General features: G+C 36.8%; 35 protein-coding genes. All 35 read right to left on the bottom strand.

The annotated features are described in order from the left end of the window. Positions 1 to 58: 58 nt before the first annotated feature. Positions 59 to 1,066: a zinc-binding alcohol dehydrogenase family protein gene (locus tag G8Y84_RS10120; protein WP_103158742.1), complete on the bottom strand. Its 1,008-nt coding sequence runs from the start codon at positions 1,064 to 1,066 to the stop codon at positions 59 to 61. Positions 1,067 to 1,331: 265 nt separating this feature from the next. After that, positions 1,332 to 2,735 (bottom strand): 6-phospho-beta-galactosidase, encoded by a 1,404-nt coding sequence (lacG, locus tag G8Y84_RS10125; protein WP_105996789.1) that lies wholly within the window; start codon positions 2,733 to 2,735, stop codon positions 1,332 to 1,334. A gap of 15 nt (positions 2,736 to 2,750) precedes the next feature. Continuing rightward, the gene (locus tag G8Y84_RS10130) at positions 2,751 to 4,499 is read right to left on the bottom strand and encodes a lactose-specific PTS transporter subunit EIIC (RefSeq protein ID WP_107363502.1); all 1,749 of its coding nucleotides are present in this window, start codon (positions 4,497 to 4,499) and stop codon (positions 2,751 to 2,753) included. Between the two features lie 5 nt (positions 4,500 to 4,504). After that, on the bottom strand, positions 4,505 to 4,819 hold the full coding sequence (locus G8Y84_RS10135) for a PTS lactose/cellobiose transporter subunit IIA (protein ID WP_037574730.1): 315 nt from the start codon (positions 4,817 to 4,819) through the stop codon (positions 4,505 to 4,507). A gap of 30 nt (positions 4,820 to 4,849) precedes the next feature. After that, complete coding sequence (gene lacD, locus G8Y84_RS10140) at positions 4,850 to 5,821, bottom strand: tagatose-bisphosphate aldolase (RefSeq protein ID WP_103158740.1); 972 nt, start codon at positions 5,819 to 5,821, stop codon at positions 4,850 to 4,852. 101 nt (positions 5,822 to 5,922) lie between these two features. After that, positions 5,923 to 6,438, bottom strand: coding sequence for a galactose-6-phosphate isomerase subunit LacB (gene lacB, locus G8Y84_RS10145; RefSeq protein ID WP_037574736.1), 516 nt, complete (start codon positions 6,436 to 6,438; stop codon positions 5,923 to 5,925). A gap of 15 nt (positions 6,439 to 6,453) precedes the next feature. After that, positions 6,454 to 6,882: a galactose-6-phosphate isomerase subunit LacA gene (gene lacA / locus G8Y84_RS10150; protein WP_037574739.1), complete on the bottom strand. Its 429-nt coding sequence runs from the start codon at positions 6,880 to 6,882 to the stop codon at positions 6,454 to 6,456. 240 nt (positions 6,883 to 7,122) lie between these two features. After that, complete coding sequence (locus G8Y84_RS10155; protein WP_037574742.1) at positions 7,123 to 7,875, bottom strand: DeoR/GlpR family DNA-binding transcription regulator; 753 nt, start codon at positions 7,873 to 7,875, stop codon at positions 7,123 to 7,125. Between the two features lie 645 nt (positions 7,876 to 8,520). Further along, the gene (rpsI, locus tag G8Y84_RS10160) at positions 8,521 to 8,913 is read right to left on the bottom strand and encodes a 30S ribosomal protein S9 (protein WP_037542446.1); all 393 of its coding nucleotides are present in this window, start codon (positions 8,911 to 8,913) and stop codon (positions 8,521 to 8,523) included. Between the two features lie 19 nt (positions 8,914 to 8,932). Beyond that, positions 8,933 to 9,370 (bottom strand): 50S ribosomal protein L13, encoded by a 438-nt coding sequence (gene rplM, locus G8Y84_RS10165; protein WP_037574745.1) that lies wholly within the window; start codon positions 9,368 to 9,370, stop codon positions 8,933 to 8,935. Between the two features lie 188 nt (positions 9,371 to 9,558). Continuing rightward, positions 9,559 to 10,389: a tRNA pseudouridine(38-40) synthase TruA gene (truA, locus tag G8Y84_RS10170; protein WP_103158739.1), complete on the bottom strand. Its 831-nt coding sequence runs from the start codon at positions 10,387 to 10,389 to the stop codon at positions 9,559 to 9,561. A 14-nt stretch (positions 10,390 to 10,403) separates the two neighbouring features. Further along, positions 10,404 to 11,207 carry an energy-coupling factor transporter transmembrane component T family protein gene (locus tag G8Y84_RS10175; RefSeq protein ID WP_037574751.1) on the bottom strand — a complete coding sequence of 268 codons (804 nt, stop codon included), beginning with the start codon at positions 11,205 to 11,207 and terminating at the stop codon, positions 10,404 to 10,406. Beyond that, positions 11,197 to 12,063, bottom strand: a complete 867-nt coding sequence (locus G8Y84_RS10180; RefSeq protein WP_103158738.1) for an energy-coupling factor transporter ATPase — start codon at positions 12,061 to 12,063, stop codon at positions 11,197 to 11,199. Before G8Y84_RS10180 ends, G8Y84_RS10175 begins: the two co-directional genes overlap by 11 nt. Continuing rightward, positions 12,060 to 12,863: an energy-coupling factor transporter ATPase gene (locus G8Y84_RS10185; protein WP_103158737.1), complete on the bottom strand. Its 804-nt coding sequence runs from the start codon at positions 12,861 to 12,863 to the stop codon at positions 12,060 to 12,062. Before G8Y84_RS10185 ends, G8Y84_RS10180 begins: the two co-directional genes overlap by 4 nt. Before the next feature lie 366 nt (positions 12,864 to 13,229). Beyond that, positions 13,230 to 13,598, bottom strand: a complete 369-nt coding sequence (gene rplQ, locus G8Y84_RS10190) for a 50S ribosomal protein L17 (RefSeq protein WP_037574759.1) — start codon at positions 13,596 to 13,598, stop codon at positions 13,230 to 13,232. Between the two features lie 16 nt (positions 13,599 to 13,614). Continuing rightward, positions 13,615 to 14,559, bottom strand: coding sequence for a DNA-directed RNA polymerase subunit alpha (locus tag G8Y84_RS10195; protein WP_037574762.1), 945 nt, complete (start codon positions 14,557 to 14,559; stop codon positions 13,615 to 13,617). 83 nt (positions 14,560 to 14,642) lie between these two features. After that, positions 14,643 to 15,032 carry a 30S ribosomal protein S11 gene (gene rpsK, locus G8Y84_RS10200; RefSeq protein WP_014613235.1) on the bottom strand — a complete coding sequence of 130 codons (390 nt, stop codon included), beginning with the start codon at positions 15,030 to 15,032 and terminating at the stop codon, positions 14,643 to 14,645. A gap of 24 nt (positions 15,033 to 15,056) precedes the next feature. Further along, positions 15,057 to 15,422, bottom strand: coding sequence for a 30S ribosomal protein S13 (gene rpsM, locus G8Y84_RS10205; protein ID WP_037574765.1), 366 nt, complete (start codon positions 15,420 to 15,422; stop codon positions 15,057 to 15,059). A 22-nt stretch (positions 15,423 to 15,444) separates the two neighbouring features. Then, positions 15,445 to 15,558, bottom strand: coding sequence for a 50S ribosomal protein L36 (gene rpmJ / locus G8Y84_RS10210; RefSeq protein ID WP_002509257.1), 114 nt, complete (start codon positions 15,556 to 15,558; stop codon positions 15,445 to 15,447). A 32-nt stretch (positions 15,559 to 15,590) separates the two neighbouring features. Continuing rightward, the gene (infA, locus tag G8Y84_RS10215; RefSeq protein ID WP_001118443.1) at positions 15,591 to 15,809 is read right to left on the bottom strand and encodes a translation initiation factor IF-1; all 219 of its coding nucleotides are present in this window, start codon (positions 15,807 to 15,809) and stop codon (positions 15,591 to 15,593) included. Between the two features lie 167 nt (positions 15,810 to 15,976). Beyond that, on the bottom strand, positions 15,977 to 16,627 hold the full coding sequence (locus G8Y84_RS10220) for an adenylate kinase (RefSeq protein ID WP_037574768.1): 651 nt from the start codon (positions 16,625 to 16,627) through the stop codon (positions 15,977 to 15,979). Positions 16,628 to 16,644: 17 nt separating this feature from the next. Beyond that, positions 16,645 to 17,937 carry a preprotein translocase subunit SecY gene (gene secY / locus G8Y84_RS10225; RefSeq protein ID WP_037574771.1) on the bottom strand — a complete coding sequence of 431 codons (1,293 nt, stop codon included), beginning with the start codon at positions 17,935 to 17,937 and terminating at the stop codon, positions 16,645 to 16,647. Then, entirely contained in the window at positions 17,937 to 18,377 is a 441-nt protein-coding gene (gene rplO / locus G8Y84_RS10230; RefSeq protein WP_037574774.1) for a 50S ribosomal protein L15, read from the bottom strand. Before rplO ends, secY begins: the two co-directional genes overlap by 1 nt. A 16-nt stretch (positions 18,378 to 18,393) precedes the next feature. Continuing rightward, on the bottom strand, positions 18,394 to 18,573 hold the full coding sequence (gene rpmD, locus G8Y84_RS10235) for a 50S ribosomal protein L30 (RefSeq protein WP_037574776.1): 180 nt from the start codon (positions 18,571 to 18,573) through the stop codon (positions 18,394 to 18,396). Between the two features lie 17 nt (positions 18,574 to 18,590). Further along, positions 18,591 to 19,091 carry a 30S ribosomal protein S5 gene (gene rpsE / locus G8Y84_RS10240; protein ID WP_037574777.1) on the bottom strand — a complete coding sequence of 167 codons (501 nt, stop codon included), beginning with the start codon at positions 19,089 to 19,091 and terminating at the stop codon, positions 18,591 to 18,593. A 21-nt stretch (positions 19,092 to 19,112) separates the two neighbouring features. Further along, positions 19,113 to 19,472, bottom strand: coding sequence for a 50S ribosomal protein L18 (gene rplR, locus G8Y84_RS10245; protein WP_037574779.1), 360 nt, complete (start codon positions 19,470 to 19,472; stop codon positions 19,113 to 19,115). 30 nt (positions 19,473 to 19,502) lie between these two features. After that, on the bottom strand, positions 19,503 to 20,039 hold the full coding sequence (gene rplF, locus G8Y84_RS10250; protein WP_037567123.1) for a 50S ribosomal protein L6: 537 nt from the start codon (positions 20,037 to 20,039) through the stop codon (positions 19,503 to 19,505). Between the two features lie 29 nt (positions 20,040 to 20,068). Then, complete coding sequence (gene rpsH / locus G8Y84_RS10255) at positions 20,069 to 20,467, bottom strand: 30S ribosomal protein S8 (protein WP_037574781.1); 399 nt, start codon at positions 20,465 to 20,467, stop codon at positions 20,069 to 20,071. A gap of 31 nt (positions 20,468 to 20,498) precedes the next feature. Next, positions 20,499 to 20,684: a type Z 30S ribosomal protein S14 gene (locus G8Y84_RS10260; protein ID WP_037574783.1), complete on the bottom strand. Its 186-nt coding sequence runs from the start codon at positions 20,682 to 20,684 to the stop codon at positions 20,499 to 20,501. Positions 20,685 to 20,705: 21 nt separating this feature from the next. Continuing rightward, positions 20,706 to 21,245 carry a 50S ribosomal protein L5 gene (gene rplE, locus G8Y84_RS10265; RefSeq protein WP_037574785.1) on the bottom strand — a complete coding sequence of 180 codons (540 nt, stop codon included), beginning with the start codon at positions 21,243 to 21,245 and terminating at the stop codon, positions 20,706 to 20,708. Positions 21,246 to 21,269: 24 nt separating this feature from the next. Beyond that, positions 21,270 to 21,587: a 50S ribosomal protein L24 gene (gene rplX / locus G8Y84_RS10270; RefSeq protein WP_037567116.1), complete on the bottom strand. Its 318-nt coding sequence runs from the start codon at positions 21,585 to 21,587 to the stop codon at positions 21,270 to 21,272. A gap of 38 nt (positions 21,588 to 21,625) precedes the next feature. Beyond that, positions 21,626 to 21,994, bottom strand: coding sequence for a 50S ribosomal protein L14 (gene rplN / locus G8Y84_RS10275; RefSeq protein WP_014613222.1), 369 nt, complete (start codon positions 21,992 to 21,994; stop codon positions 21,626 to 21,628). A gap of 30 nt (positions 21,995 to 22,024) precedes the next feature. After that, positions 22,025 to 22,288 (bottom strand): 30S ribosomal protein S17, encoded by a 264-nt coding sequence (gene rpsQ / locus G8Y84_RS10280; protein WP_037567114.1) that lies wholly within the window; start codon positions 22,286 to 22,288, stop codon positions 22,025 to 22,027. A 24-nt stretch (positions 22,289 to 22,312) separates the two neighbouring features. Further along, on the bottom strand, positions 22,313 to 22,522 hold the full coding sequence (gene rpmC / locus G8Y84_RS10285) for a 50S ribosomal protein L29 (protein ID WP_014613220.1): 210 nt from the start codon (positions 22,520 to 22,522) through the stop codon (positions 22,313 to 22,315). After that, entirely contained in the window at positions 22,512 to 22,946 is a 435-nt protein-coding gene (gene rplP, locus G8Y84_RS10290) for a 50S ribosomal protein L16 (RefSeq protein WP_037567112.1), read from the bottom strand. Before rplP ends, rpmC begins: the two co-directional genes overlap by 11 nt. Position 22,947 lies beyond the last annotated feature (1 nt).

Here is a 22,947-nt window from a genome sequence, read left to right on the forward strand (position 1 = left end):
TTTATTTCTATGCACTTTCCCTATTCCCAGCTATTTAATCGGTTTTTCATCGAATAATTTAAATGATTTTAATAACTAATTTACCAATAAATTGTTGATTTTCCATTTCTTCATGCGCTTCGTATACTGTTTCCACAGAGAGACCTTCAAGCGTTTTCGTTCGCGTTGAAATGTATTGCCCTTTTTCTAATTTATCCGCCACATCTATTAAGTAAGTTTGATATTGTTTAACCTCTTTTTGATGAATCGCTCTCGCAAACATAAACTCATGCGTGAATGTGATACTTTTATTTTTCAAAAGATTTAAGTCTTGTTTTTCTTTGAATGCCACAATCGTTGCGATATGCCCACGGGGCTGTACTAATTCAATCATCGGTTCAAAATAAGCGTCTGTGTCGTAAGTACAGAAAATATAATCAGGTGCAAGACGTTCTGTTTTTGCCCATTCGTCCACGAGTGAATTTTTGTGATTCAATACATCATCCGCACCTTGTTGTAAGGACCAAACTTTCGTTTCTTCGCGTCCTGCTGTTGTGACCACCGTTAATCCGTAGGCTTTGGCAATTTGTGTGGCAATACTTCCAACGCCACCTGCGCCATTAATAATAAGCAGTGTTTTCCCTTTATTATCTTCAGGGTTTTTCGAAATACCAAACACATCAAAAAACGTCTCATACGTGGTTAACGCTGTTAATGGAAGCGCCGCAGCATCTTCGTAAGACAAGTCATCAGGAATACGCGCAATATAGTCAGTAGGTATCAGTTGATGTGTTTGATTAGCGCCTTGGCGTTGATTAGATCCCGCATAAAATACACGGTCGCCGACATGAAAGTCAGATACATTTTCTCCACAAGCCACAATTTCCCCCGCAGCATCAAATCCTAGAATACGATACGCATCATTTAATGGCGCTTTGCGTGTTTTTGTATCTACAGGGTTGACTCCCGTAGCATGTACTTTTATTAGTACTTCATCTTTCGTAGGATGAGGATGTGTGACTTCGATTTCTTTAAATAGATTGCCTTCTTTCAGTTCGAAAGGCTGTGTACTCACAATAGCTTTCATATTTTCAACTTCCTCCTTGGATTCAAATTGACAAATGTAGTGCCACTCAGCATCACATACGTGTCTCCTTAATTCTCCCTCAATATAGCACTATCTTTAGTTCCGTTCAATGAAGATAAAAGAGACTCGAACACGTGTATGTCCGAGCCTCTTTTTCGATAAAGTAGGCAATTGTTTCAAAAACTAATACATTCTCCCAATTATTTAATCCAATTTTGAGAGGCCTACATGAATTTTGTTGATTTTTAGATGTTATTTTAATCGCTTATTCAATGATTTGAGTTTCTGCGAGCTTTTTATACCAATATGCACTTTTTTTAGGATAGCGTTCTTGTGTCTCAAAATCCACATAGAAAAGACCATAACGTTTTTCATAACCATTTGACCAAGAGAAGACATCCATCAATGACCAAATAAAATAGCCTTTGACATTTGCGCCATCTTCAATCGCATCCGCAATCACTTCTAAATGTTGTTTCACATAATCAATACGTGCATCATCTTCAACTGTGTTATTTTTAAATTCATCTTTATAACCCAAGCCGTTTTCAGTGACATAGATTTTTTTATAATTCGGATAATCACGTTTTACACGCATAATTTGATCATAGAGTCCTTGAGGATAAATCATCCAGTCCCAATCTGTTCGTGGAACATCTATATCAAATTCACGTTGACCTACCCCTTTTAATTGATATTTAGATGCGCCTTTTTCCCCTTTACCATTATGCGTAATTTCACTTTCTCCATCAAAACCACGCATCCAATCACTCATGTAATAATTAATTCCTAAAAAGTCATTTAAATCTTTAGCCGCTTCTAAAACTTCAAAATCTTCCTCACGTAAATCAAGTTGTCCACCATTCACGTCTAAAATGTGTTTAACGCCATTCATTGTGGCCTCAGAATATTTTCCAAGATATGTCGCATCAAGAATAAATTTATTGTGAATAATATCTTCGAGTTCTGCAGCGCGCACATCTTCAGGATTATTTTTATCAAACGGATATTTTGTTGGTAATGCGTGAACTACACCTATCTCCCCAGTATATCCTTGTTCTTTATATAATTTTACGGCTTTGGCATGGGCAACCATCATATTATGATGAGATTGAAAGACTTTTTCAAAATCATATTGAATCCCTGGTGGGAATTTCCCAACTAAATATTGTCCATCGCCAATCGGACCAATTTCATTAAATGTTGTCCAATACTTCACTTCTTCAAATTCTTTAAAACAAAATGCTGCATAATCCACAAAATGTTGAATGTTATGTCGATTTAAGAAATCACCATCCGAATGTAACGTTTCAGGTGTATCAAAGTGATGTAATGTGACAAAGGGTTCTACCCCACGCTTTAAACACTCTTTGAACAGGTTGTGATAGTACTCAACACCTTTGGCATTAACTTCACCATATCCTGTTGGAAAAATACGAGACCAAGCGATGGAAATACGAATACCATTCACCCCAAATTGTTCACTCAACTCTAAATCTACAGGATAACGATGATAAAAATCACTTGCTGGCTCAGCTGTGTACCAATAATTTTCTTCTAAATATGTGTCCCAAGCGACGCGACCTTTACCATCAGTTTGAGTAGCACCTTCTGCTTGATACGCTGCAGTGGCCCCGCCGAAAATAAAATCCTTCGGTAATTTTTTCATTGTATAAGACTCCTTTTATTTGAATTGATCTTTCACAAATTGTAGTGCCCCTTCGCCATCTCGCGTCAATTTGATATATTCGGCACCTTGCGTTTTAGCCAATTTAATACCTAGTCGATCTGTATCTTGTTTAATGTCTTCATAGTTAGATGCCACTTGTGGGGCTAAAATAACTAAATCGTATTCTTTCATAATATCCATATGTGCGCCGTAACTTCCTGCGGCTGCCGTCACAGGTTTATGGTGTTCTGCGGCTGCTTGATTAAGCGCATTTGCGAGTAAACCACTTGTGCCTCCACCCGCACATAAGACAAGTACATTGGTTTGTTCAGTAATATCGTCGACACTTTTAGCCTCTTGTGTTTGCGTTTGGTCTGCTTTTGTTTCTTGTGCTGTTGTTGTTCCAACAGATGAGGCGATGACCGCATCCGCTTTTTTCGTATCAAAATTATCAGAGACTTTTGAACGTAATTCGTCTGAACCATCAATCCCTTTTAACTCATCTTCTAAAATTTGCTTATCATAAACTTTAAAGAATGGATAGTAGATGAGGACATCGACGACAATCAGTACGAGTGCAAGGACAAATGCCCACACTTCGAAACCTGTTCCCATGATAACGCCCAGTGGACCTGGTGTTGTCCATGGAAGTACAACACTGAAACTGTTCATCCCTAGAACATCAACAAAAAATTTGAAAATCCAAACGTTAACAATCGGTGCTGTGATGAACGGAATAAAAAAGACTGGATTTAAAACAATCGGTGCCCCGAACAAAATCGGCTCATTCACACCGAAAAATGTTGGTACGACAGACGCACGACCGATAGCTTTGTTTCGTTTTGATTTTGATAACCACATGAAGATAAACGGCACAACCAATGTTGCCCCAGTTCCCCCCATAGTTACGATAAACATTTGCGTACCCGGTGTTAAAATTTTGTCTGCATGTTCACCAGCTTGTAGCATTTTAAAGTTTGTTTCAATATTGGCATAGGTGATTGCGGCAATCGCCGGTTCAACAATTGATGGGCCATGAATCCCGACAAACCAGAACAAGGCAAAAGCACCAAAAATTAAGGTGATGCCCACATAACCATCTGCTGCTGTAAATAAAGGTTCAAACAGCTTTACAATAGCTTCTGCCACATTTGTATTAATAAGGGCACGCACCGTTAAATCCAAACCATATAACACTAAAATAACAAGTGTAAATGGAATCAAATCTTTGAATACTTGAGAAATATTCGGTGGCACTTCTTTTGGCATTTTAATCGTGACATTGTTTTTCACACATATGTTATAGATAATAACAGTCACAAAGGCAGATAAAAATGCTGTTAATAACCCTTTTGTTCCCATAAAGGCGTTCGCAAAACCACCTTCTTCAAGAGGGTTGGCTGCTAAAAATAAAAATCCGCAAATTGAAGCAAGCATCGTCGAAATAAAGTTAATTTGATTCGTACTTTCAAGTCGACGGTTATAGGCATCAGTTAATGCTTTAGCGGTAGTCCCTGCGACAAGTAAACCTACAACGCCCATCGTATACCCATAAGGTTTCATTATGGCTGCTTCGATGTGTTTTGGCCATGTAAATCCAAAGATATTCGGGACGTAGGCAATAAGTAGAAATATACTTGAAAATAAAATGACAGGCATTGCTGAAATAAATCCATCACGAATGGCTCTTAAATATATATTTCGAGAGAGCTTTTCAAAGAATGGTTTACCCTTTTCAATAAAACCGATTAATTTATTCATCATAATGATTAACTCCCTCTTTTGTATAATTCAATGATGTGCTTTAACATATCTTTTAATAATAATGTTGTCATAAGGTGATCTTGGCCATGCATCATCGTCACACTGTATGCGATATCATCACCTGCCGCTTCTTTTTGTAATAAAGAGGTTTGTGCATTATGTGCATCAACAATACATTGGTTGCCTTCTTCGATTAATTGTTCCGCTTTCGCATAATCTCCTGTTTGCGCAACATTTAAAGCTTCTAAATATTTAGAACGTGCATCTCCAGCATAAGCAACGATTTCAAACCCTAACATTGTAACTTCTTCTCTGTTCATGGAAATCCCCTCCACTAAAATTGAATAATTTTAAACATGCTTTTTGTATGATACGGCTGTGTCCTTTAAAACGTTGTTTAATTCGCTAATATTGCGGTATCCTTCTGAACGTAACCATTCTCTTGCTGCTGTTTCGCCTTCTTTAATGTAGGCTTCTACTGAACCTGCCCAAGTGGCACGTCCACACAGTACACCGTTAAATTGAGCGCCAGCTTTAGATGCAAAACGTAATGTGTCTTGGAATAATTGTGCTGACACCCCTGCACTTAAATAAATGTAAGGAAGTTCTGTGGCTTCGTCTTGTTGTTTAAAGTAAGCAGCCGCTTCTTCTTGCGTATAGACCGCTTCCCCTTCACCAAATCCTTCCACATAATTCATATCTACTGGAACTTCGACTTTTAAAACATCTACACCAAAACGTTCATTTGAAAAAACACGCATTGCTTCAATCACTTTACGTGGTTTTACTTTGGCATATTCTGGTCCTTTATTGTCTTCAATCGTGTCATCATACGCTAAAATTTCTAAGAAAAACGGAATATCTTCCGCTTTACATTCAGAACCTATACGTTCAATATAGGCTTCTTTTTGATTATTAATCGCTTCCTCATCATCAATATCGTAATAAAGTAAGAATTTCACAGCGTGTGCGCCAGCTTCTTTAATACGTTTTGCTGACCAGTCGACTAAGCAGTCTGGTAAACGACCTTTAGCATTTACGTCATAGCCGGTTTTCTCATAAGCTAATAAGAGCCCTGCTTCAGGATGACGGACTTGTGTCGCAGGTAAGCCGTATTCAGGGTCTAATAAAATAGATGATGCATAAGGCGTTAGTTCTTCAGAAACTAATTTTTTTAAAGTTTCGATGTCTTCTACTTGAGGTTCTCCTGTTTGATATTTGGCCATCATACGTTTTAATGCGCCACGTTGATCAAAGGCAAGCGCAGAAATAATACCGTTTTCGTTACTGACTTGTTCTAAAAATGTTTGTTTTGAGCTCATGTCTTACACCTCTTCATTTTGTTAATACATTTGGTTGTTGATTTTTAACGTATAAATCTACCACATTTTTTATCTAAATTTTCAAAATATAAAAGATAGAATTAATCGTGATATTCACCTTTGTCCCATTTTTCTAAAAACTCATCAAAGAAATGCTCATCTTTTTGTTCTTGATTAATCGATTCAACTTTAGATATTTTCTCAATCAACTTTTTGTTTTCTTCAGTCGGCTTATACTCTGCATTGATAAATGCTTCAACAATATCACAAAGTAAAAGCTCACCTACAATTTTGCCTCCGAAACCTATTACATTCGCATTGAGTTGTTCTTTGGCGTATAACGCTGTCGACATATCTCTCACTAATGCTGAACGAATGCCTGGCACTTTATTTACGGCGTTATTAATCCCCACACCTGTACCGCATATACATACACCTAAATCTGCCTCTCCACGTGTCACTGCTTCTCCAACTTTTTTACCAAAAATCGGATAATGCGTACGTGTAAAGTCATAAGTTCCACAATCAATGACTTCATGACCTAATGATTTTAGAAATTGAGAAACTTCCATTTTTGTATCTGTTACAATATGATCGCAACCAATTGCTATTTTCATATTTATTGCCTCCTATTAACACATTTTGTTTAACATATCGACGCGAATTTGATGACGGCCGCCATCGTAATGACCTTCTACAAAGCCTTTAACAATATTAATGGCCAATTTTTCACCCACAAGTGCAGCGCCCATTGTAATCATTTTGGAATTGTTATGACTGCGCGTCATATACGCTGAACGTTCATCAGACACTTCTGCAGCTATCATGCCTTTGATTTTTGTTGCTACCATAAAGCTCCCTGCACCATATTCATCAATGACAATCCCTAAGTTACTATCATCTTTCTGAACTTCTTTTGCCACAGCTACAGTAACATCAATAAAATCTGAGGTATTTTTTTCAGTGACATCTAATACGTCGTAATTGTTCTCTTCAAGATAAGTTTTAATGTGGTCTTTTAACGCTAAACCATACTGATCTGCACCTATTACTACTTTCACATTAATCATCCTTCCTAAGTTATCGCCTATGTTGAAACTTACATTGAAATAAGCGCTTTCATCTCTTTATGTTTAAATTATAAACTTAAATAAACATTTTTACAACATCTAATGTTGATTTATGTTTATTTAAGTTTGATTTGTTCTCAATTTAGACAAAAAAAAGACAGCCGAAGTATGAAATCTTTCGTCTGTCTTTAGAATTAGATAAAAATTTTTATTCATGGAATACACGAGTGACTAAATCACTTCAATATAATTGCGAATCATGCGCTGTTGCTCTTCTGTTAAATCGTTCGTTACAATAGCTGTCAGATCGGTTAACTCACAAAACGAAACAAAATCTTCTTTGCCTAATTTAGAATCATCTGCAAGCAAATATTTCTCATTTGCGTGGGCGATAGCTAATTTTTGCGTATAAGCCTCTTCATAAGAAGAAGTCATCACATCATTACCTTTAATTCCATTTGCACTAAAAAAGATTTTAGAAAAACGCATCTTCTCAAGTAACGTATTGGCCATCTCACCAACAAATGATTCTGTAATTTCTCGTTGAGCGCCTCCGATTAAATAAACATTGAAGTGTTCAGAGCGTTTACGAAACAAAATGTGAAATACGGGAAGGCAATTGGTGACTACCGATAAGCGCTTGTTTTGAATCTCGCTAGCTAACAATTCAATCGTCGTCCCAGGACCAAGAAAGATGTTGTTGCCATCTTCAATCAGTTGCGCCGCTTTTTTAGCAATCTCTTTTTTTTCTTCCATTTGTTGCGTATGTTTTTCATTATGGGACATCTCTTTATATTGAAAAGCCGTATTGCTTCGAGCACCCCCATGTATTTTCGTTAAAACACCTTGTTCTTCTAGCTCAATCAGATCTCGCCTAACCGTCATATCAGATACATTCAAGTCATCGACGATATCTTGAATACGTATTGTTCCTTTTTCATGAACACGTCTTGCGATTTCATCTAATCGTTCATATTTATTCAATCTGTTCACAACCTTTTTGTTTGTCCTCGCTTCATTGCTTAAAGCAGTCCATTTATTCATATTAACTTCAATTTACTATAAATAGATGCAAAAATAAACAATTGCGAATTTCTAAACAATTTAATTCAACATAAACAAACAAAGGGCGGAACAATATGTAATTTCATTTTTCAGGTTCTATAATAAATTAAATTGATGTATAAATAATTTCATGTATTTGATTGTTCCATAAAGCCTCGCTTTTCTAGGCGCCTCACCTCAACTAATTTTAAGATTGAGACTATCTCAATCTTAAAATGGATTTTCGGTTTCGGCTAGATGCCTCAGAAGTCTCGGCTTAGGAACTAATCAAATACGCTATATATTTTCAAGCTTTCTAAAATCTATTTTACGCCTCAGTTTTACTGATTTAAGTAGTATTAAAATAACCAATAATGTTCAAGAATTTATACTCTCACAAAAAAAGGAGTTTACTCCTTGATTTAATGTGACCAGTCCTATTTGACAGAGAACCATTTTTCATTTATCTTCAGAGCTTAAATAATTTCCTTAACTATAAAAAAGCACATCCCGACCTTTGTCGAGATGTGCTTTTGATATGATACACAAATCTGTATTCGAATAATATCGTAACAGTTTGAAATATTAACGTTTTGAGAATTGTGGTGAACGACGTGCTTTTTTAAGACCTGGTTTTTTACGTTCTTTCATACGTGGGTCACGAGTAAGTAATCCAGCGCGTTTTAAAGAACCTCTGTACTCAGGATCTGCTTCTAATAATGCACGAGCGATACCATGACGGATAGCTTGTGCTTGACCAGTGAAACCGCCACCATGAACGTTAACTAATACATCGTAGTTACCTTTTGTTTCAGTAACGTCAAATGGTTGGTTTAAGTCTAAGATTAATGATTCGAATGGTAAGTATTCACGTACGTCACGGTCGTTTACTTTAATGTTACCTTCACCTGGTACTAAACGTACACGTGCTACTGAGTTTTTACGACGGCCTGTGCCTCTATATTCAACTTGTGCCAATGTCATTTCCTCCTTCTAATTAACCACGTAACTCGTAGTTTTCTGGTTGTTGTGCAGCGTGTGGATGTTCAGCGCCACGATAAACGAATAATTTTTTACCTTGTTTTTCACCTAAACGTGAACTTGGTAACATCCCTTTAATTGAGTTTTCTAATAAACGTTCTGGGTTTGTACGTTTTAATTCACCAGCAGTGATTGATTTTAAACCACCTGGGTGATTTGAGTGTCTGTAGTAAATTTTATCTTGTTCTTTGTTACCAGTGAATTGGATTTTTTCAGCGTTGATGATGATTACGTAATCACCTGTATCAACGTGTGGTGTATAAGTTACTTTATTTTTACCGCGTAAGATAGATGCTACTTCTGATGATAAACGACCTAATGTTTGGCCTTCAGCATCAACAACATACCATTTGCGCTCAATATTTGATTCATTTGCCATAAATGTTTGACGCATATTAATTGTCCTCCTAGTGAATAAGTAATTCTAAGCGTGTTTTCAACCAGTTTTCGTACACAACTGTGAACGAAATGTTTATTCCGTTAACTGTTGATCTGTCCTGCTTCTATATCTTGTAACACAATAAGTTTCCGGGGCTTATCGTGGGGTGATATAAAACAATACCGTTAACTATGATATAATTTTTACCCGTTATTGTCAATGTGTTTCATAGAATTTTGTAATGATTTTTTCTTATGAATTCGAATTTCTGAACCGAATTTTTCAATCAATTCCGCCTCAGATAAATATATTCTTTCTAAATAGAGGCCTTCCGCAGGCGCCGTATGGGGCACAAGATTACGATCTTGCGCTTTTAAAATCATCGGCACTTCATCTGCTTGACGTTTGCCTTTTCCTACTTCAATTAAAAATGCCATGATGACACGCACCATGTTATATAAAAAACCTGAGCCTGAAATGACAAAATCTAAGCCATCTTGTGTTGGAATAACACGACTTTCATAGAGGGTACGTTCTTTGCTTTCGACTTCTGTTTTTTGTGAACAAAAACTTGTGAAATCATGTGTTCCTATAAATAACTGTGCAGCTTTGTTCATTTCGTCTATATTCAATTCATGAGAAATATAGGTTTTAAGATGCGCTTGAAAAGGGTCTTTGTGCGCTCCTTGATAAATCTTATATCGATATGTTTTTCCGACACAATCATACCGACAATGAAAATCGTCATCAATAAACGTAACGTCATGCACATAAATGTCTTCAGGTAACGCACGATTCATCGCATATTGCCACTGTGTGGGCGAAATCACCAGTTCGGTATCAAAGTGAAAGTATTGCTCTAATGCGTGCACACCACGGTCTGTGCGACTTGACGGATGGATGCGTACAGGGTGTTTATGCATGCGCTTTAAAATCTTTTCAAAATACCCTTGGACAGTGCGTCCCTGATTTTGAATTTGAAATCCTAAAAACTGTCCTCCGTGGTAACTGATTTTTACGAGTACACGTTGCATGCTTTGCCGCCTTTCTATAAATATAATCGAATTAAATAAACAACCGCACCAATAGGAATGAGCAATGCAATCGTTACTGTATCTTTAAAGTGCCATTCTAAATGACGATAACTCGTCCGTTCGAGTTGGGCATCATATCCTCTGACTTCCATGGCGATGGCTAAATCTTCTGCACGTTTAAATGCCGAAATAAATAGTGGAATGAGTAAAGGGACAAATGCTTGTATGCGATGGAAAAGCCCCCCAGAATTAAAATCTGAACCTCTCGACTTTTGAGACATCATAATTTTATCTAATTCTTCCATTAACGTTGGAATAAACCGTAATGCAATGGACATCATCATGCTTAATGCGGCAACAGGTATTTTTATATACTTTAATGGTTTAAATAAGCGTTCAAAAGCATCCGTGAGCTCTAATGGACTGGTCGTGAGCGTCAAAATTGTTGAAATCAACATAATGAATATCAGTCGGCATACAATGAGTGCCCCTTCATTAACCCCTTGACTATCAATAGAGAGGATTCCCCATTCGAAAAGACGTGTGCCCCCTTTGGTGACAAATAGATGCATGACAAACGTCAATCCTACAAAAATAAAAACGGGGGTTAACCCTTTCAATAAAAAGAAAAGAGGCAAGCGTGCTAATTTAATAATGACTAATAGAATGCATGCGAGCCATAAATATGCAAACCAATGATGGCTGAAAAAAATGATGATAATAAATAGAAAAACAAACAAAAACTTTGCTCTAGGATCAATGCGATGCACAATAGAATTTAGTGGTAGGTAACGTCCAATAATCAGTTTATCTTTCACGTCGGCCACCCCACTTTTCATACAATTCTATAAAGGATTCTTCCGTTAAAGCCACACCATCGAATAGCATGTTCGAACGTTGCTCTAAATCACGTTGTAAACGTAACGTATCAGGTAAATCTAGATGGAGTGATTTTACGAGTTCCTCTTGTTGGAAAAATACTTCAGGTGTGTACGTTCCAACAATGTGTCCTTTTTTCATCACTTTCACTTCGTCTGCATAGCGTGCAACATCATTCATTTCATGTGAAACTAAAATAACCGTTTTGCCTTCTTGTTGATTTAAATGCTGAATAAGGGTCATCACTTGTTGTTTACTAATAGGATCAAGTCCTGCTGTAGGTTCATCTAAAATTAAAACGTCTGGATCACAGGCTAAAATTGAAGTGATTGCCACCTTTCGCATTTGTCCTCCAGATAATAAAAACGGAGATTTTTGTAATAATTTCTCTGGTTCGATGCCCATCATCTCTAAATACTTTTTTGCTTTTTCCAAGGCTTTCGCTGTATCCATTTTGAAATTTTTAGGGCCAAATAAAATTTCCTTTTCTACGGTTTCTTCAAAAAGTTGTGCTTCAGGGAATTGGAAAACCATTCCTATACGTCGTCGTATTGCTTTTAATTCACGATCTTTCGTTTTACGATTAATATGCATATCAAAGACTTGTAACGTCCCTCTTGAAGGCTTTAATAATCCATTTAAATGTTGAATAAGAGTTGATTTACCTGAACCTGTTTTACCTATAATGGCATAATAGCGGCCTTCTTCAAACGTCGTCGTCACAAGATTTAAAGCTTGATAAGCATAAGGCGTATGCTTTTGATACGTGTATGACACGTCATTAAATTGAATCATAGTAATCGCTCCACTAGTGCATCGTAAGATAATAAATGTGTTTCTAATTGTAACTTTTCAGCCATACGCATGGAGAAGGGCAAAACTAAGCCAAGTTGTTGAAGCATATCTGATTCCTTGAAAATCGTTTCTGCATCTCCTTGCATGGCAATCCGGCCTTCATTCATGACGATGATACAATCTGAGTCCACAACTTCACTTAAATCATGTGTCACTGAAAGCACAGTAACTCCCCACTGATGATTAAGTGTTTGAATCATTTTTAAAATTTCAGCTTTCCCCTCAGGATCTAACATTGAGGTAGCTTCATCTAAAATAATCAGTTTGGGCTTTAAAGCAAGCACCCCTGCAATCGCAACACGTTGTTTTTGACCTCCTGATAAAGAAGTCGGTTCATGCAGACGCTTATCAAACATATCTACATCTTTTAAAACTTGAGGGACAATTTGATGCATTTCTTCATATGAAACTTTTTTATTTTCAAGTCCAAAAGCAACGTCATAACTGACCGTGGACCCCACAAATTGGTTTTCCGGATTTTGAAATACGACCCCAATGCGTTCTCGAAAAGCTGAATGCGTCTCTGACTTTACAGAGTGACCATTTATAAGGATATCGCCTTCAAACTCAGATTCAATACCTGCGATGAGTTTAGTTAATGTTGATTTACCTGAGCCATTATGACCAACGATTGAAACCCACGCGCCTGGATTAAAAGAAAAATTAATGTCTTTTAAAATCGTTGTTTCTGATGCATCATATTGAAATGAAACATTTTTGAATTCAATGATAGGTTGCATGGTTTATCCTCTCTTTTTTAACTTCTCTCCTATTTTACCGAATATAAGATAGATTGTATACCAACCGAGCCGATATGATGACATTTAAAATGGTTAGACTCACGCGATTTTAACTTTTGTAAATAAACAAAAAAGGGCATCTCCAATATATGGAAAAGCCCAGATGATGCTATTGTCTCAATCGCAATGATTCAAAAATGAACATCACAAACGATTGACAAGAAAAAAGCGCGCACCCCATCTATATTGAGTTCACGCTTTGTCGTCAATATTAAGTTAGATGGGGCACTTTGAGCTAGACAATATTTGTATGTGGCAAACATTATCGTTGCACTCATATGCTTTAAATGTAGTAGTGTGTATTTATTATACTAATTCGATAATAACTGTTAATGCACCGTCACCTTTACGTGGCGCAACTTTAACGATACGAGTGTATCCACCTTGGCGCTCTTGGTAACGGTCCGCGATTTCACCAAATAATTTTTGTAATGCTGTTTGTGTTGTTTCATCTTCGTTTAAGATTTCTACATTACGTAATGTTTTAGCAGCGTTACGACGAGAAGCTAAGTCACCTTTTTTACCTAAAGTGATCAATTTTTCAACGACACTACGAAGTTCTTTCGCACGTGCTTCTGTTGTTTCAATACGCTCGTTAACAATAAGTGAAGTTGCTAAGTCACGTAACATTGCTTTACGTTGATCTGAAGTACGACCTAATTTTCTGTAACCCATGAGTTAACCTCCTTTATCAATCTTCTTTTCTTAGACCTAAACCTAAGTCTTCTAATTTGTATTTAACTTCTTCAAGAGACTTGCGACCTAAGTTACGCACTTTCATCATATCAGCCTCTGATTTGTCAGCGAGTTCTTGCACTGAGTTAATACCAGCACGTTTAAGACAGTTGTAAGAACGTACAGATAAGTCTAATTCTTCGATAGACATTTCAAGTACTTTTTCTTTTTGATCTTCTTCTTTTTCAATCATAATTTCAGCATTTTGCGCTTCGTCAGTTAAACCAACAAAAATGTTTAAATGCTCAGTCATGATTTTTGCAGCTAATGAGACAGCTTCTTGTGGTGTGATTGAACCATCAGTCCACACATCTAAAGTTAACTTATCGAAGTCAGAGCTTTGACCGACACGTGTATTCTCAACTGTGTAATTCACACGTTCCACTGGTGAGTAAAGTGAATCCACTGGAATAACACCAATTGGTAAATCACTTGAGTTGTTTTGATCAGCTAATGCATATCCACGGCCCTTATTAGCGACTAAACGCATTTTGAAATGTCCACCTTTTGATACAGTGGCAATTTTAAGGTCAGGATTTAAGATTTCAACATCACTGTCGTGTGTAATATCTTTGGCAGTGACTTCGCCTTCTTCTTTTACATCGATTTCTAATGTTTTTTCTTCTTCAGAGTAAATATTAAGTGCTAACTTTTTAATATTCATGATAATCGTAGAAACATCTTCTACAACGTTATCAATCGCTGAGAATTCGTGTAAAACACCTTCGATTTCGATGTATTTCACAGCCGCACCTGGTAATGATGATAGTAGGATACGACGTAAGGAGTTTCCTAGTGTAGTACCGTAACCACGTTCAAGTGGTTCAACAACAAACTTACCGAATTTAGCATCATCACTAACTTCAATTGTTTCAATTCTAGGTTTCTCGATTTCTATCATTTACATATCCTCCTTAAGTACGTCGACTTGCATAAACTATAAATTTTTAGTGTTAAGTGAGTAGTGACAAAACAAAAATTTAATTATACGCGACGACGTTTTGGTGGACGGCAACCATTATGTGGAACTGGAGTAACGTCTTTAATCGCTGTTACTTCTAAGCCTGCTGATTGTAATGCACGGATCGCTGATTCACGACCTGGACCAGGGCCTTTTACTGTTACTTCAACTGATTTCAAACCATGTTCCATTGCAGCTTTTGAAGCTGTTTCTGAAGCCATTTGAGCTGCGAATGGTGTAGATTTCTTAGAACCTTTAAATCCTAATGCACCTGCAGATGACCATGATAAAGCATTTCCGAATTCATCTGTAATAGTTACGATTGTATTATTGAATGTAGAACGGATGTGAGCAACACCGTTTTCAATATTCTTTTTCACTCTACGTTTACGTGATACTTGTTTACGTGCCATAGATTAATTTGCCTCCTTTACCTATTATTTTTTCTTGTTAGCTACAGTTTTAACTGGGCCTTTACGCGTACGCGCATTGTTTTTAGTTTTTTGACCATTTACTGGTAAACCACGACGGTGACGGATACCACGGTAAGATGAAATTTCCATTAAACGCTTAATGTTTAAGTTTGTTTCACGACGTAAGTCACCTTCAACTTTGTAGCCATCTACAACTTCACGGATGCGGCCTAATTCGTCGTCAGTTAAATCTTTAACACGAGTGTCTTCTGAAACGTTTGCTTCAGATAAGATTTGTTTCGCTGATGTTTTACCGATACCGTAGATATATGTTAATGAAATTACTACGCGTTTATCACGTGGGATATCAATTCCTGCAATACGTGCCATATTATTTACACCTCTCTTTTAATTAACCTTGTTTTTGTTTGTGTTTAGGGTTTTCACAAATTACCATTACTTTACCTTTACGTTTAATGACTTTACATTTTTCGCAAATCGGTTTAACTGATGGTCTTACTTTCATTTTTTATACCTCCTTCAATGATGGAGTGACAATTACTTATAACGATATGTGATTCTTCCGCGTGTTAAATCATACGGAGACATTTCTACTGTTACTTTATCGCCAGGTAGAATACGAATATAGTTCATACGAATCTTGCCACTAACGTGAGCTAAAATCTCGTGACCATTTTCTAATTCTACTTTAAACATTGCATTTGGTAAAGTATCTAATACTGTACCTTCGAGTTCGATAACATCTTGTTTTGCCATGAATTAACGCCTCCTTTTCAGTTGTAAGGATCTTAATATATCAACGAATAATAGTTGGCTTGGTTTACATTGTCAAAGCGTATCGTTTATAAGACTTGTCACGGAATTTTGATTACAGTTTCAAAGTTAACGACGTGTAAAGTCAAACACTTTAAACCAAGTCGTTACTATTTTAAAGATTCTAAAATACGGATGACGTCTTCTGTAACTTCATTAATATTTTTAGAACCGTCAATATTTTTAAGTACGCCTTTTTGGCTATAAAAATCTAAAATAGGTTTAGATTGTTTGATGTTAACATCTAAACGGTTAGCAACTGTTTCAGGGTTGTCATCTTCACGTTGGTAAAGTTTACCACCTTCAAGATCACAAACACCTTCAACCTTTGGAGGATTGAAAACAAGATGATACGTTGTGCCACAAATTTCACAAATGCGACGACCTGTAAGACGATTCATCAATTCCTCTTCTGGCACATCAATGTTTACAACTGCATCGATTTCTCTTCCAAGGTCTTTTAAAATCGAATTTAAAGCTTCAGCTTGTTCGATTGTACGAGGAAATCCGTCTAATAAGAAACCTTTTTTCGCATCGTCTTCAGAGATACGTTCTTTCACAATGCCTACTGTAACTTCATCTGGTACAAGTTCCCCACGATCCATGTACGATTTAGCTTCTTTACCTAGTTCGGTTTCATCTTTAATCGCTTTTCTGAACATGTCCCCTGTAGAAATATGAGGAATAGGGTACTTTTTAATAATTTCACTCGCTTGAGTTCCTTTACCAGCACCAGGTAATCCCATTAAGATAATATTCATAAATGCCCTCCTATGAATTATCGTCGACCAAAGCCTTTATATTCTTTTTCATTCACTTGAGCTTCTAAACTTTTCATCGTTTCAATAGCAACACCGATAACGATGAGTAAGCTTGTACCACCAAGTTGAATAGCTTGTGGTAAATTCATGAATTTCGTTGCAATAATAGGAAGAATCGCAATCACTGCTAAGAAAATTGAACCTACGAACGTTAAGCGATATAAGACTTTAGTTATATACTTTTTCGTCTGTTCTCCAGGACGAATCCCAGGAACATAGCTCCCTTGTTTTTTCAGATTATCTGACATTTTTTCAGGGTTAACTTGAACAAACGCATAGAAATACGTAAATGCAATAATAAGTACTACATAAACGATCATTCCCATATTGTTTGATGGATCAGCATAGTTACCAATTTTCTGCGCCCAATCTGCTTTCGGGAAGAACAAAGTTAATGTTCGTGGTAATAAGAAAAATGCCATTGCGAAAATGACAGGAATTACCCCTGCAGAGTTAACTTTTAATGGTAAATATGTTGCTTGTGAACCAAGACGCATATTCGATTGTTTTTTTGCATATTGAATAGGAATTTTACGAATGGCTTGTAATACGAAAACCGCGCCCACTGTAAGTAAAATCATACCTACAATAAGACCAATGACTTTCAGCCAAGCAAGTGTGACATCATCTTGTCCAATGAATTCTTGTTGATAGAATTGCATTAAAGCGGATGGCAGTGTTGATAAAATACCTGCAAAGATGATAATGGAAATCCCATTACCGACACCGTATTGCGTAATTTGTTCACCTAACCACATTAAGAATGCAGTACCTGTTGTCAATACAATTGCTATTAAAAGATACGACCAAACATTTTGTGTTTGAATCAGTGCACCACCGAGGTATGAGTTAAATTGATAAGACATACCAATAGATTGGATAAACGCAAGTACAATCGTGAAATAACGCGTAATGTTATTTAACTTCTTGCGTCCTACTTCACCTTGCTTCGCCCATTCTGTAAACTTTGGAACAATATCCATTTGTAACAATTGCATCACAATGGAAGCTGTGATGTAAGGCATAATCCCCATTGCAAAAATGGAAAAGTTCTTCAAGGCCCCGCCACCAAATGTATTTAACAGATCAGTGACGCCTTGAGAACCTTGTTGATTATCAAATGCTGCTGGATTAACTCCAGGTGCTGGAATATACGTACCAATTTTGAAAATCACTAACATTGCAAGAGTAAAGAAAATCTTGTTACGAACTTCTTTAGTTTTAAAGAAATTCACAAGCGTGTGAAACATTAGATCACCTCGTGAGCTCCGCCTTTCGCTTCAATAGCATCTTTAGCAGAAGCTGAGAATTTGTGTGCTTTAACAGTCAATTTCTTTTCTAAAGAACCATTACCTAATACTTTAATGCCAGATTTTTCACTTTTAACTACGCCTGATTCAATTAATAATTCAGGTGTAACCTCAGTACCATCTTCGAATTTGTTAAGTTGGTCTAAATTAACAATAGCATATTCTTTACGGTTGATGTTAGTGAAACCACGTTTAGGGATACGACGGAATAATGGTAATTGACCACCTTCGAATCCTGGTCTTACGCCACCACCTGAACGTGCTTTTTGACCTTTTTGACCACGACCACTTGTTTTACCGTTACCAGTAGCCGCACCACGACCTACACGGTTACGTACTTTACGTGAACCTGCTGATGGTTTTAACTCATGTAATTTCATTTGGGCACCTCCTTAATTATTTTTCTTCTACTGTTACTAAGTGACTTACTTTGTTAATTTGTCCACGAATCGCATCGTTATCTTCAACGATTACAGAAGAATGCATTTTTTTCAAACCTAAAGCTTCAACTGTTTTACGTTGTGTTTCTGGACGTCCGATAACGCTTCGAGTGAGGGTAATTTGAATTTTAGCCATTTTAAATGTCTCCCTCCTTAATTATATAATTCTTCTACTGATTTACCACGTAAACGGGCAACATCTTCAGCATTTTTTAAGTTTTGTAAACCGTTAACTGTTGCGCGTACCATGTTAATAGGTGTGTTTGAACCTAATGACTTACTTAAGATATCAGTGATACCTGCAAGTTCTAATACGGCACGAACTGGTCCACCTGCGATAACCCCTGTACCAGGAGCAGCTGGTTTCATGAATACACTTCCTGAACCATAACGTCCAGTGATTGTGTGTGGTGTAGTACCATCAACACGTGGAACTGTGATAAGATCTTTTTTCGCAGCTTCAACAGCTTTTTTAATCGCTTCAGGTACCTCTTGTGCTTTACCAGTACCGAAACCAACGCGACCATTTTTGTCACCTACAACTACAAGTGCTGTGAAACGGAAACGACGTCCACCTTTAACAACTTTTGCAACACGGTTAATCGTAACAACGCGTTCTTCAAATTCTTTAACTTCTTCTTCTCTACGAGCCATTTATATTGTCCCTCCTTTAAATTAAAATTGAAGTCCATTTTCGCGAGCTGCATCTGCTAACGCTTTAACACGTCCGTGGAATAAGTATCCTCCACGATCGAATACAACTGCTTCGATGCCTTTTTCGCTTGCTTTTTTAGCGATTGATTCACCAACTTTAGTTGCCATTTCAACTTTTGTTGCTGATGTGTCAATATCGCTATCTTTTGTAGAAGCTTGAGCTAACGTTACACCTTTAACGTCATCAATGATTTGTGCATAAATGTGTTTGTTTGAACGATATACGTTAAGACGTGGCTTTTCGCTAGTACCTGACAATTTCGTACGAACACGTGCATGTCTTTTTAAACGTACTTTGTTTTTATCAATTTTGCTGATCATGTCAATACTCCTTTCTGTAGAGTTTATTTATTATTTACCAGTTTTACCTTCTTTACGGCGTACATATTCACCTTGGTAACGAATACCTTTACCTTTATAAGGTTCTGGTGGACGTACATCGCGAATTTTAGATGCTGTTGCACCTACTAATTCTTTGTCGATACCTTCAACTTTTACAGTTGTATTTTTCTCTACTGAGAAAGTAATACCTTCAGCAGCTTCGATTTCAACTGGGTGAGAATAACCTACGTTTAATACAAGTTTAGAACCTTGTACTTGAGCACGGTAACCAACACCGATAAGTTCAAGTCCTTTAACGTATCCTTGTGATACACCTTGTACCATATTATTAATTAACGCACGAGTTGTACCATGAATTGTTCTATGTTCTTTAGAATCAGATGGTCTAACAACTTCAAGTGTGTTTTCTTCTTGTTTGTAAGTCATTTCTTCGTTAAGTGTTTGTGATAATTCACCTTTAGGTCCTTTAACAGTGACTTTGTTACCTTCGATAGTTACAGTTACGTCACTAGGAATCTCGATAATTTTTTTACCAACACGGCTCATCCTGTGGCACCTCCTTATTTAATTAATGATTACCAAATGTAAGCTAATACTTCGCCACCAACATTACGTTTTCTAGCTTCTTTGTCAGTGATAACACCTTCTGAAGTAGAAACTAATGCGATACCTAAACCATTTAATACTTTAGGTACTTCGTTCGCTTTAGCGTAAACACGTAAACCTGGTTTAGAAATACGTTTTAAGCCTGTAATAACACGCTCGTTATTTGAACCATATTTTAAGAATAAACGAATAACACCTTGTTTATCATCTTCGATGTACTCAACGTTTTTGATGAAACCTTCTTTTTTAAGGATTTCAGCGATTTCTTTTTTAATGTTTGATGCAGGTAATTCTAATTTTTCGTGACGCACCATGTTTGCGTTTCTTACACGAGTTAACATATCTGCAATTGGATCTGACAATGTCATAGTTTGTTGCCTCCTTTCAAGAGTTAAATTTTTACCAGCTAGCTTTACGTACGCCAGGAATTTGACCTTTATAAGCTAATTCACGGAAACAAATACGGCAAAGTTTAAATTTACGATAAACAGAATGTGGACGACCACAACGTTCGCAACGTGTATATTCACGTACTTGGAACTTTTGTTCCTTTTGTTGTTTAACAACCATTGATTTTTTAGCCACTTATTTAGCCTCCTTTAGAGATTATTTTTGAAATGGCATACCGAATTGTGTTAACAATTCACGAGCTTCCTCGTCAGTGTTAGCAGTAGTAACGATAACGATATCCATTCCACGAACTTTTGATACTTTATCATAATCGATTTCAGGGAAAATTAATTGTTCTTTAACACCTAAAGTGTAGTTACCGCGACCATCGAATGCGTTTTTAGAAACACCGCGGAAATCACGTACACGTGGTAATGATACAGAGATTAATTTATCTAAGAATTCATACATTCTTTCACCACGTAATGTTACTTTAGCACCAATTGGCATACCTTCACGTAAACGGAAAGTCGCAACTGATTTTTTAGCTTTAGTGATTAAAGGTTTTTGACCAGTGATTGCTGTTAACTCCTCAACTGCTGTATCTAATACTTTAGAGTTTTGAACTGCATCACCAACACCCATGTTTACTACGATTTTATCAATTTTTGGTACTTCCATTACTGAGCTATAGTTGAATTTTTTTACTAAGTTCTCACTAACTTCAGTGTTGAATTTTTCTTTTAAACGGTTCAAAGTGGATCCTCCTTTCAACTTTTATTATTTATTAGACTTGATTTCTTCGCCTGATTTTTTAGCGATTCTTACTTTTTTACCATCAACAAATTTGTAGCCTACACGTGTAGGTTTGTTTGTTTTAGGGTCTAATAATTGTACGTTAGAAACATGAATAGCTGCTTCAGTTTCTAAGATTCCACCTTCAGGATTGATTTGAGTTGGTTTTTGGTGTTTTTTAACTACGTTTACACCTTCCACAACGACACGGTCTTTTTTAGGTTCAGTTGCTACGACTTTACCTGTTTTACCTTTGTCTTTACCTGCGATAACGATTACGTTGTCACCTTTTTTGATATGCATGTGGGCACCTCCTTGAATTGTGATTTAGATTTTATAAATTATAGTACTTCTGGTGCAAGAGAAACGATTTTCATAAAGTTTCCTTCACGTAATTCACGCGCTACTGGACCGAAGATACGAGTACCACGTGGTCCTTTGTCGTCACGAATGATAACACATGCATTTTCATCAAATTTGATGTAAGAACCGTCTTTACGACGTACACCTGATTTTGTACGTACCACTACAGCTTTAACAACATCGCCTTTCTTAACAACGCCTCCTGGTGTAGCATTTTTAACAGTTGCTACGATGACGTCACCGATGTTTGCTGTTTTACGGCCAGATCCACCTAATACTTTGATTGTAAGTACTTCACGAGCACCAGAGTTGTCTGCTACTTTTAAACGTGTTTCTTGTTGGATCATGATTAAACCTCCCTTATCTTTAAATAGTCATTAAATAATTACTGATTCTTCGACAATTTCTACTAAACGGAAACGTTTTGTCGCTGATAAAGGACGAGTTTCTTGAATTTTAACGATATCTCCTAGTTTAGCTGAATTGTTTTCGTCATGTGTTTTATATTTCTTAGAATATTTTACACGTTTACCATATAGTTTGTGTGTTTTGTATGTTTCAACTAAAACAGTCACTGTTTTGTCCATTTTGTCTGAAACGACTTTACCAACGTAAACTTTACGATCATTTCTTTCGCTCACTTTAGTAACCTCCTCTTTCAACTATTATTGGTTTGCTTTTCCTTGTTCTAATTCTCTTTCACGCGCAACAGTTTTAAGACGTGCAATTGTTTTTCTGACTGTTTTAATACGTGCCGTCTCTTCTAATTGACCTGTAGCTAATTGAAAGCGTAGGTTAAAAAGCTCTTCTTTCGATGATTTGATTTGCTCTTCGATTTCTGAAGTGGTTAAGTCTCTAATTTCCTTAGCTTTCATTTGTTTCACCACCCAATTCTTCACGTTTTACAAACTTCGTTTTAACTGGAAGTTTGTGGCTCGCTAAACGTAATGCCTCACGCGCAACTTCTTCAGATACGCCTGCAACTTCAAATAAAATACGACCTGGTTTTACAACTGCGATCCAGCCTTCTACCGCACCTTTACCAGCACCCATACGTACTTCTAAAGGTTTTTTAGTATATGGTGTATGAGGGAAGATTTTAATCCAAACTTTCCCGCCACGTTTCATGTAACGTGTCATAGCGATACGAGCTGATTCGATTTGACGAGAAGTGATCCAAGATGTTGTAGTTGCTTGTAAACCAAATTCGCCAAATGTTACGTAGTTACCGCCTTTAGAACGACCTTTAGTGTCAGGACGATGTTGACGACGATATTTTACACGCTTTGGTAGTAACATA

The sequence above is a fragment of the Staphylococcus sp. 11511212 genome (assembly GCF_011394755.1).
GTDB lineage: Bacteria > Bacillota > Bacilli > Staphylococcales > Staphylococcaceae > Staphylococcus > Staphylococcus chromogenes.

What these genes read in the sequence shown, in the direction of transcription:
- G8Y84_RS10120 (WP_103158742.1), bottom strand. Translation starts at nt 1,066, where the DNA reads ATGAAAGCTATTGTGAGTACACAGCCTTTCGAACTGAAAGAAGGCAAT.
- lacG (WP_105996789.1), bottom strand. Translation starts at nt 2,735, where the DNA reads ATGAAAAAATTACCGAAGGATTTTATTTTCGGCGGGGCCACTGCAGCG.
- G8Y84_RS10130 (WP_107363502.1), bottom strand. Translation starts at nt 4,499, where the DNA reads ATGATGAATAAATTAATCGGTTTTATTGAAAAGGGTAAACCATTCTTT.
- G8Y84_RS10135 (WP_037574730.1), bottom strand. Translation starts at nt 4,819, where the DNA reads ATGAACAGAGAAGAAGTTACAATGTTAGGGTTTGAAATCGTTGCTTAT.
- lacD (WP_103158740.1), bottom strand. Translation starts at nt 5,821, where the DNA reads ATGAGCTCAAAACAAACATTTTTAGAACAAGTCAGTAACGAAAACGGT.
- lacB (WP_037574736.1), bottom strand. Translation starts at nt 6,438, where the DNA reads ATGAAAATAGCAATTGGTTGCGATCATATTGTAACAGATACAAAAATG.
- rplM (WP_037574745.1), bottom strand. Translation starts at nt 9,370, where the DNA reads ATGCGTCAAACATTTATGGCAAATGAATCAAATATTGAGCGCAAATGG.
- truA (WP_103158739.1), bottom strand. Translation starts at nt 10,389, where the DNA reads ATGCAACGTGTACTCGTAAAAATCAGTTACCACGGAGGACAGTTTTTA.
- G8Y84_RS10180 (WP_103158738.1), bottom strand. Translation starts at nt 12,063, where the DNA reads ATGATTCAATTTAATGACGTGTCATACACGTATCAAAAGCATACGCCT.
- G8Y84_RS10185 (WP_103158737.1), bottom strand. Translation starts at nt 12,863, where the DNA reads ATGCAACCTATCATTGAATTCAAAAATGTTTCATTTCAATATGATGCA.
- rplQ (WP_037574759.1), bottom strand. Translation starts at nt 13,598, where the DNA reads ATGGGTTACAGAAAATTAGGTCGTACTTCAGATCAACGTAAAGCAATG.
- G8Y84_RS10195 (WP_037574762.1), bottom strand. Translation starts at nt 14,559, where the DNA reads ATGATAGAAATCGAGAAACCTAGAATTGAAACAATTGAAGTTAGTGAT.
- rpsK (WP_014613235.1), bottom strand. Translation starts at nt 15,032, where the DNA reads ATGGCACGTAAACAAGTATCACGTAAACGTAGAGTGAAAAAGAATATT.
- rpsM (WP_037574765.1), bottom strand. Translation starts at nt 15,422, where the DNA reads ATGGCACGTATTGCAGGAATTGATATCCCACGTGATAAACGCGTAGTA.
- rpmJ (WP_002509257.1), bottom strand. Translation starts at nt 15,558, where the DNA reads ATGAAAGTAAGACCATCAGTTAAACCGATTTGCGAAAAATGTAAAGTC.
- infA (WP_001118443.1), bottom strand. Translation starts at nt 15,809, where the DNA reads ATGGCAAAACAAGATGTTATCGAACTCGAAGGTACAGTATTAGATACT.
- G8Y84_RS10220 (WP_037574768.1), bottom strand. Translation starts at nt 16,627, where the DNA reads ATGAATATTATCTTAATGGGATTACCTGGTGCTGGTAAAGGAACTCAA.
- secY (WP_037574771.1), bottom strand. Translation starts at nt 17,937, where the DNA reads ATGTTTCACACGCTTGTGAATTTCTTTAAAACTAAAGAAGTTCGTAAC.
- rplO (WP_037574774.1), bottom strand. Translation starts at nt 18,377, where the DNA reads ATGAAATTACATGAGTTAAAACCATCAGCAGGTTCACGTAAAGTACGT.
- rpmD (WP_037574776.1), bottom strand. Translation starts at nt 18,573, where the DNA reads ATGGCTAAAATTCAAATTACCCTCACTCGAAGCGTTATCGGACGTCCA.
- rpsE (WP_037574777.1), bottom strand. Translation starts at nt 19,091, where the DNA reads ATGGCTCGTAGAGAAGAAGAAGTTAAAGAATTTGAAGAACGCGTTGTT.
- rplR (WP_037574779.1), bottom strand. Translation starts at nt 19,472, where the DNA reads ATGATCAGCAAAATTGATAAAAACAAAGTACGTTTAAAAAGACATGCA.
- rplF (WP_037567123.1), bottom strand. Translation starts at nt 20,039, where the DNA reads ATGAGCCGTGTTGGTAAAAAAATTATCGAGATTCCTAGTGACGTAACT.
- rpsH (WP_037574781.1), bottom strand. Translation starts at nt 20,467, where the DNA reads ATGACATTGTCAGATCCAATTGCAGATATGTTAACTCGTGTAAGAAAC.
- rplX (WP_037567116.1), bottom strand. Translation starts at nt 21,587, where the DNA reads ATGCATATCAAAAAAGGTGACAACGTAATCGTTATCGCAGGTAAAGAC.
- rplN (WP_014613222.1), bottom strand. Translation starts at nt 21,994, where the DNA reads ATGATCCAACAAGAAACACGTTTAAAAGTAGCAGACAACTCTGGTGCT.
- rpmC (WP_014613220.1), bottom strand. Translation starts at nt 22,522, where the DNA reads ATGAAAGCTAAGGAAATTAGAGACTTAACCACTTCAGAAATCGAAGAG.
- rplP (WP_037567112.1), bottom strand. Translation starts at nt 22,946, where the DNA reads ATGTTACTACCAAAGCGTGTAAAATATCGTCGTCAACATCGTCCTGAC.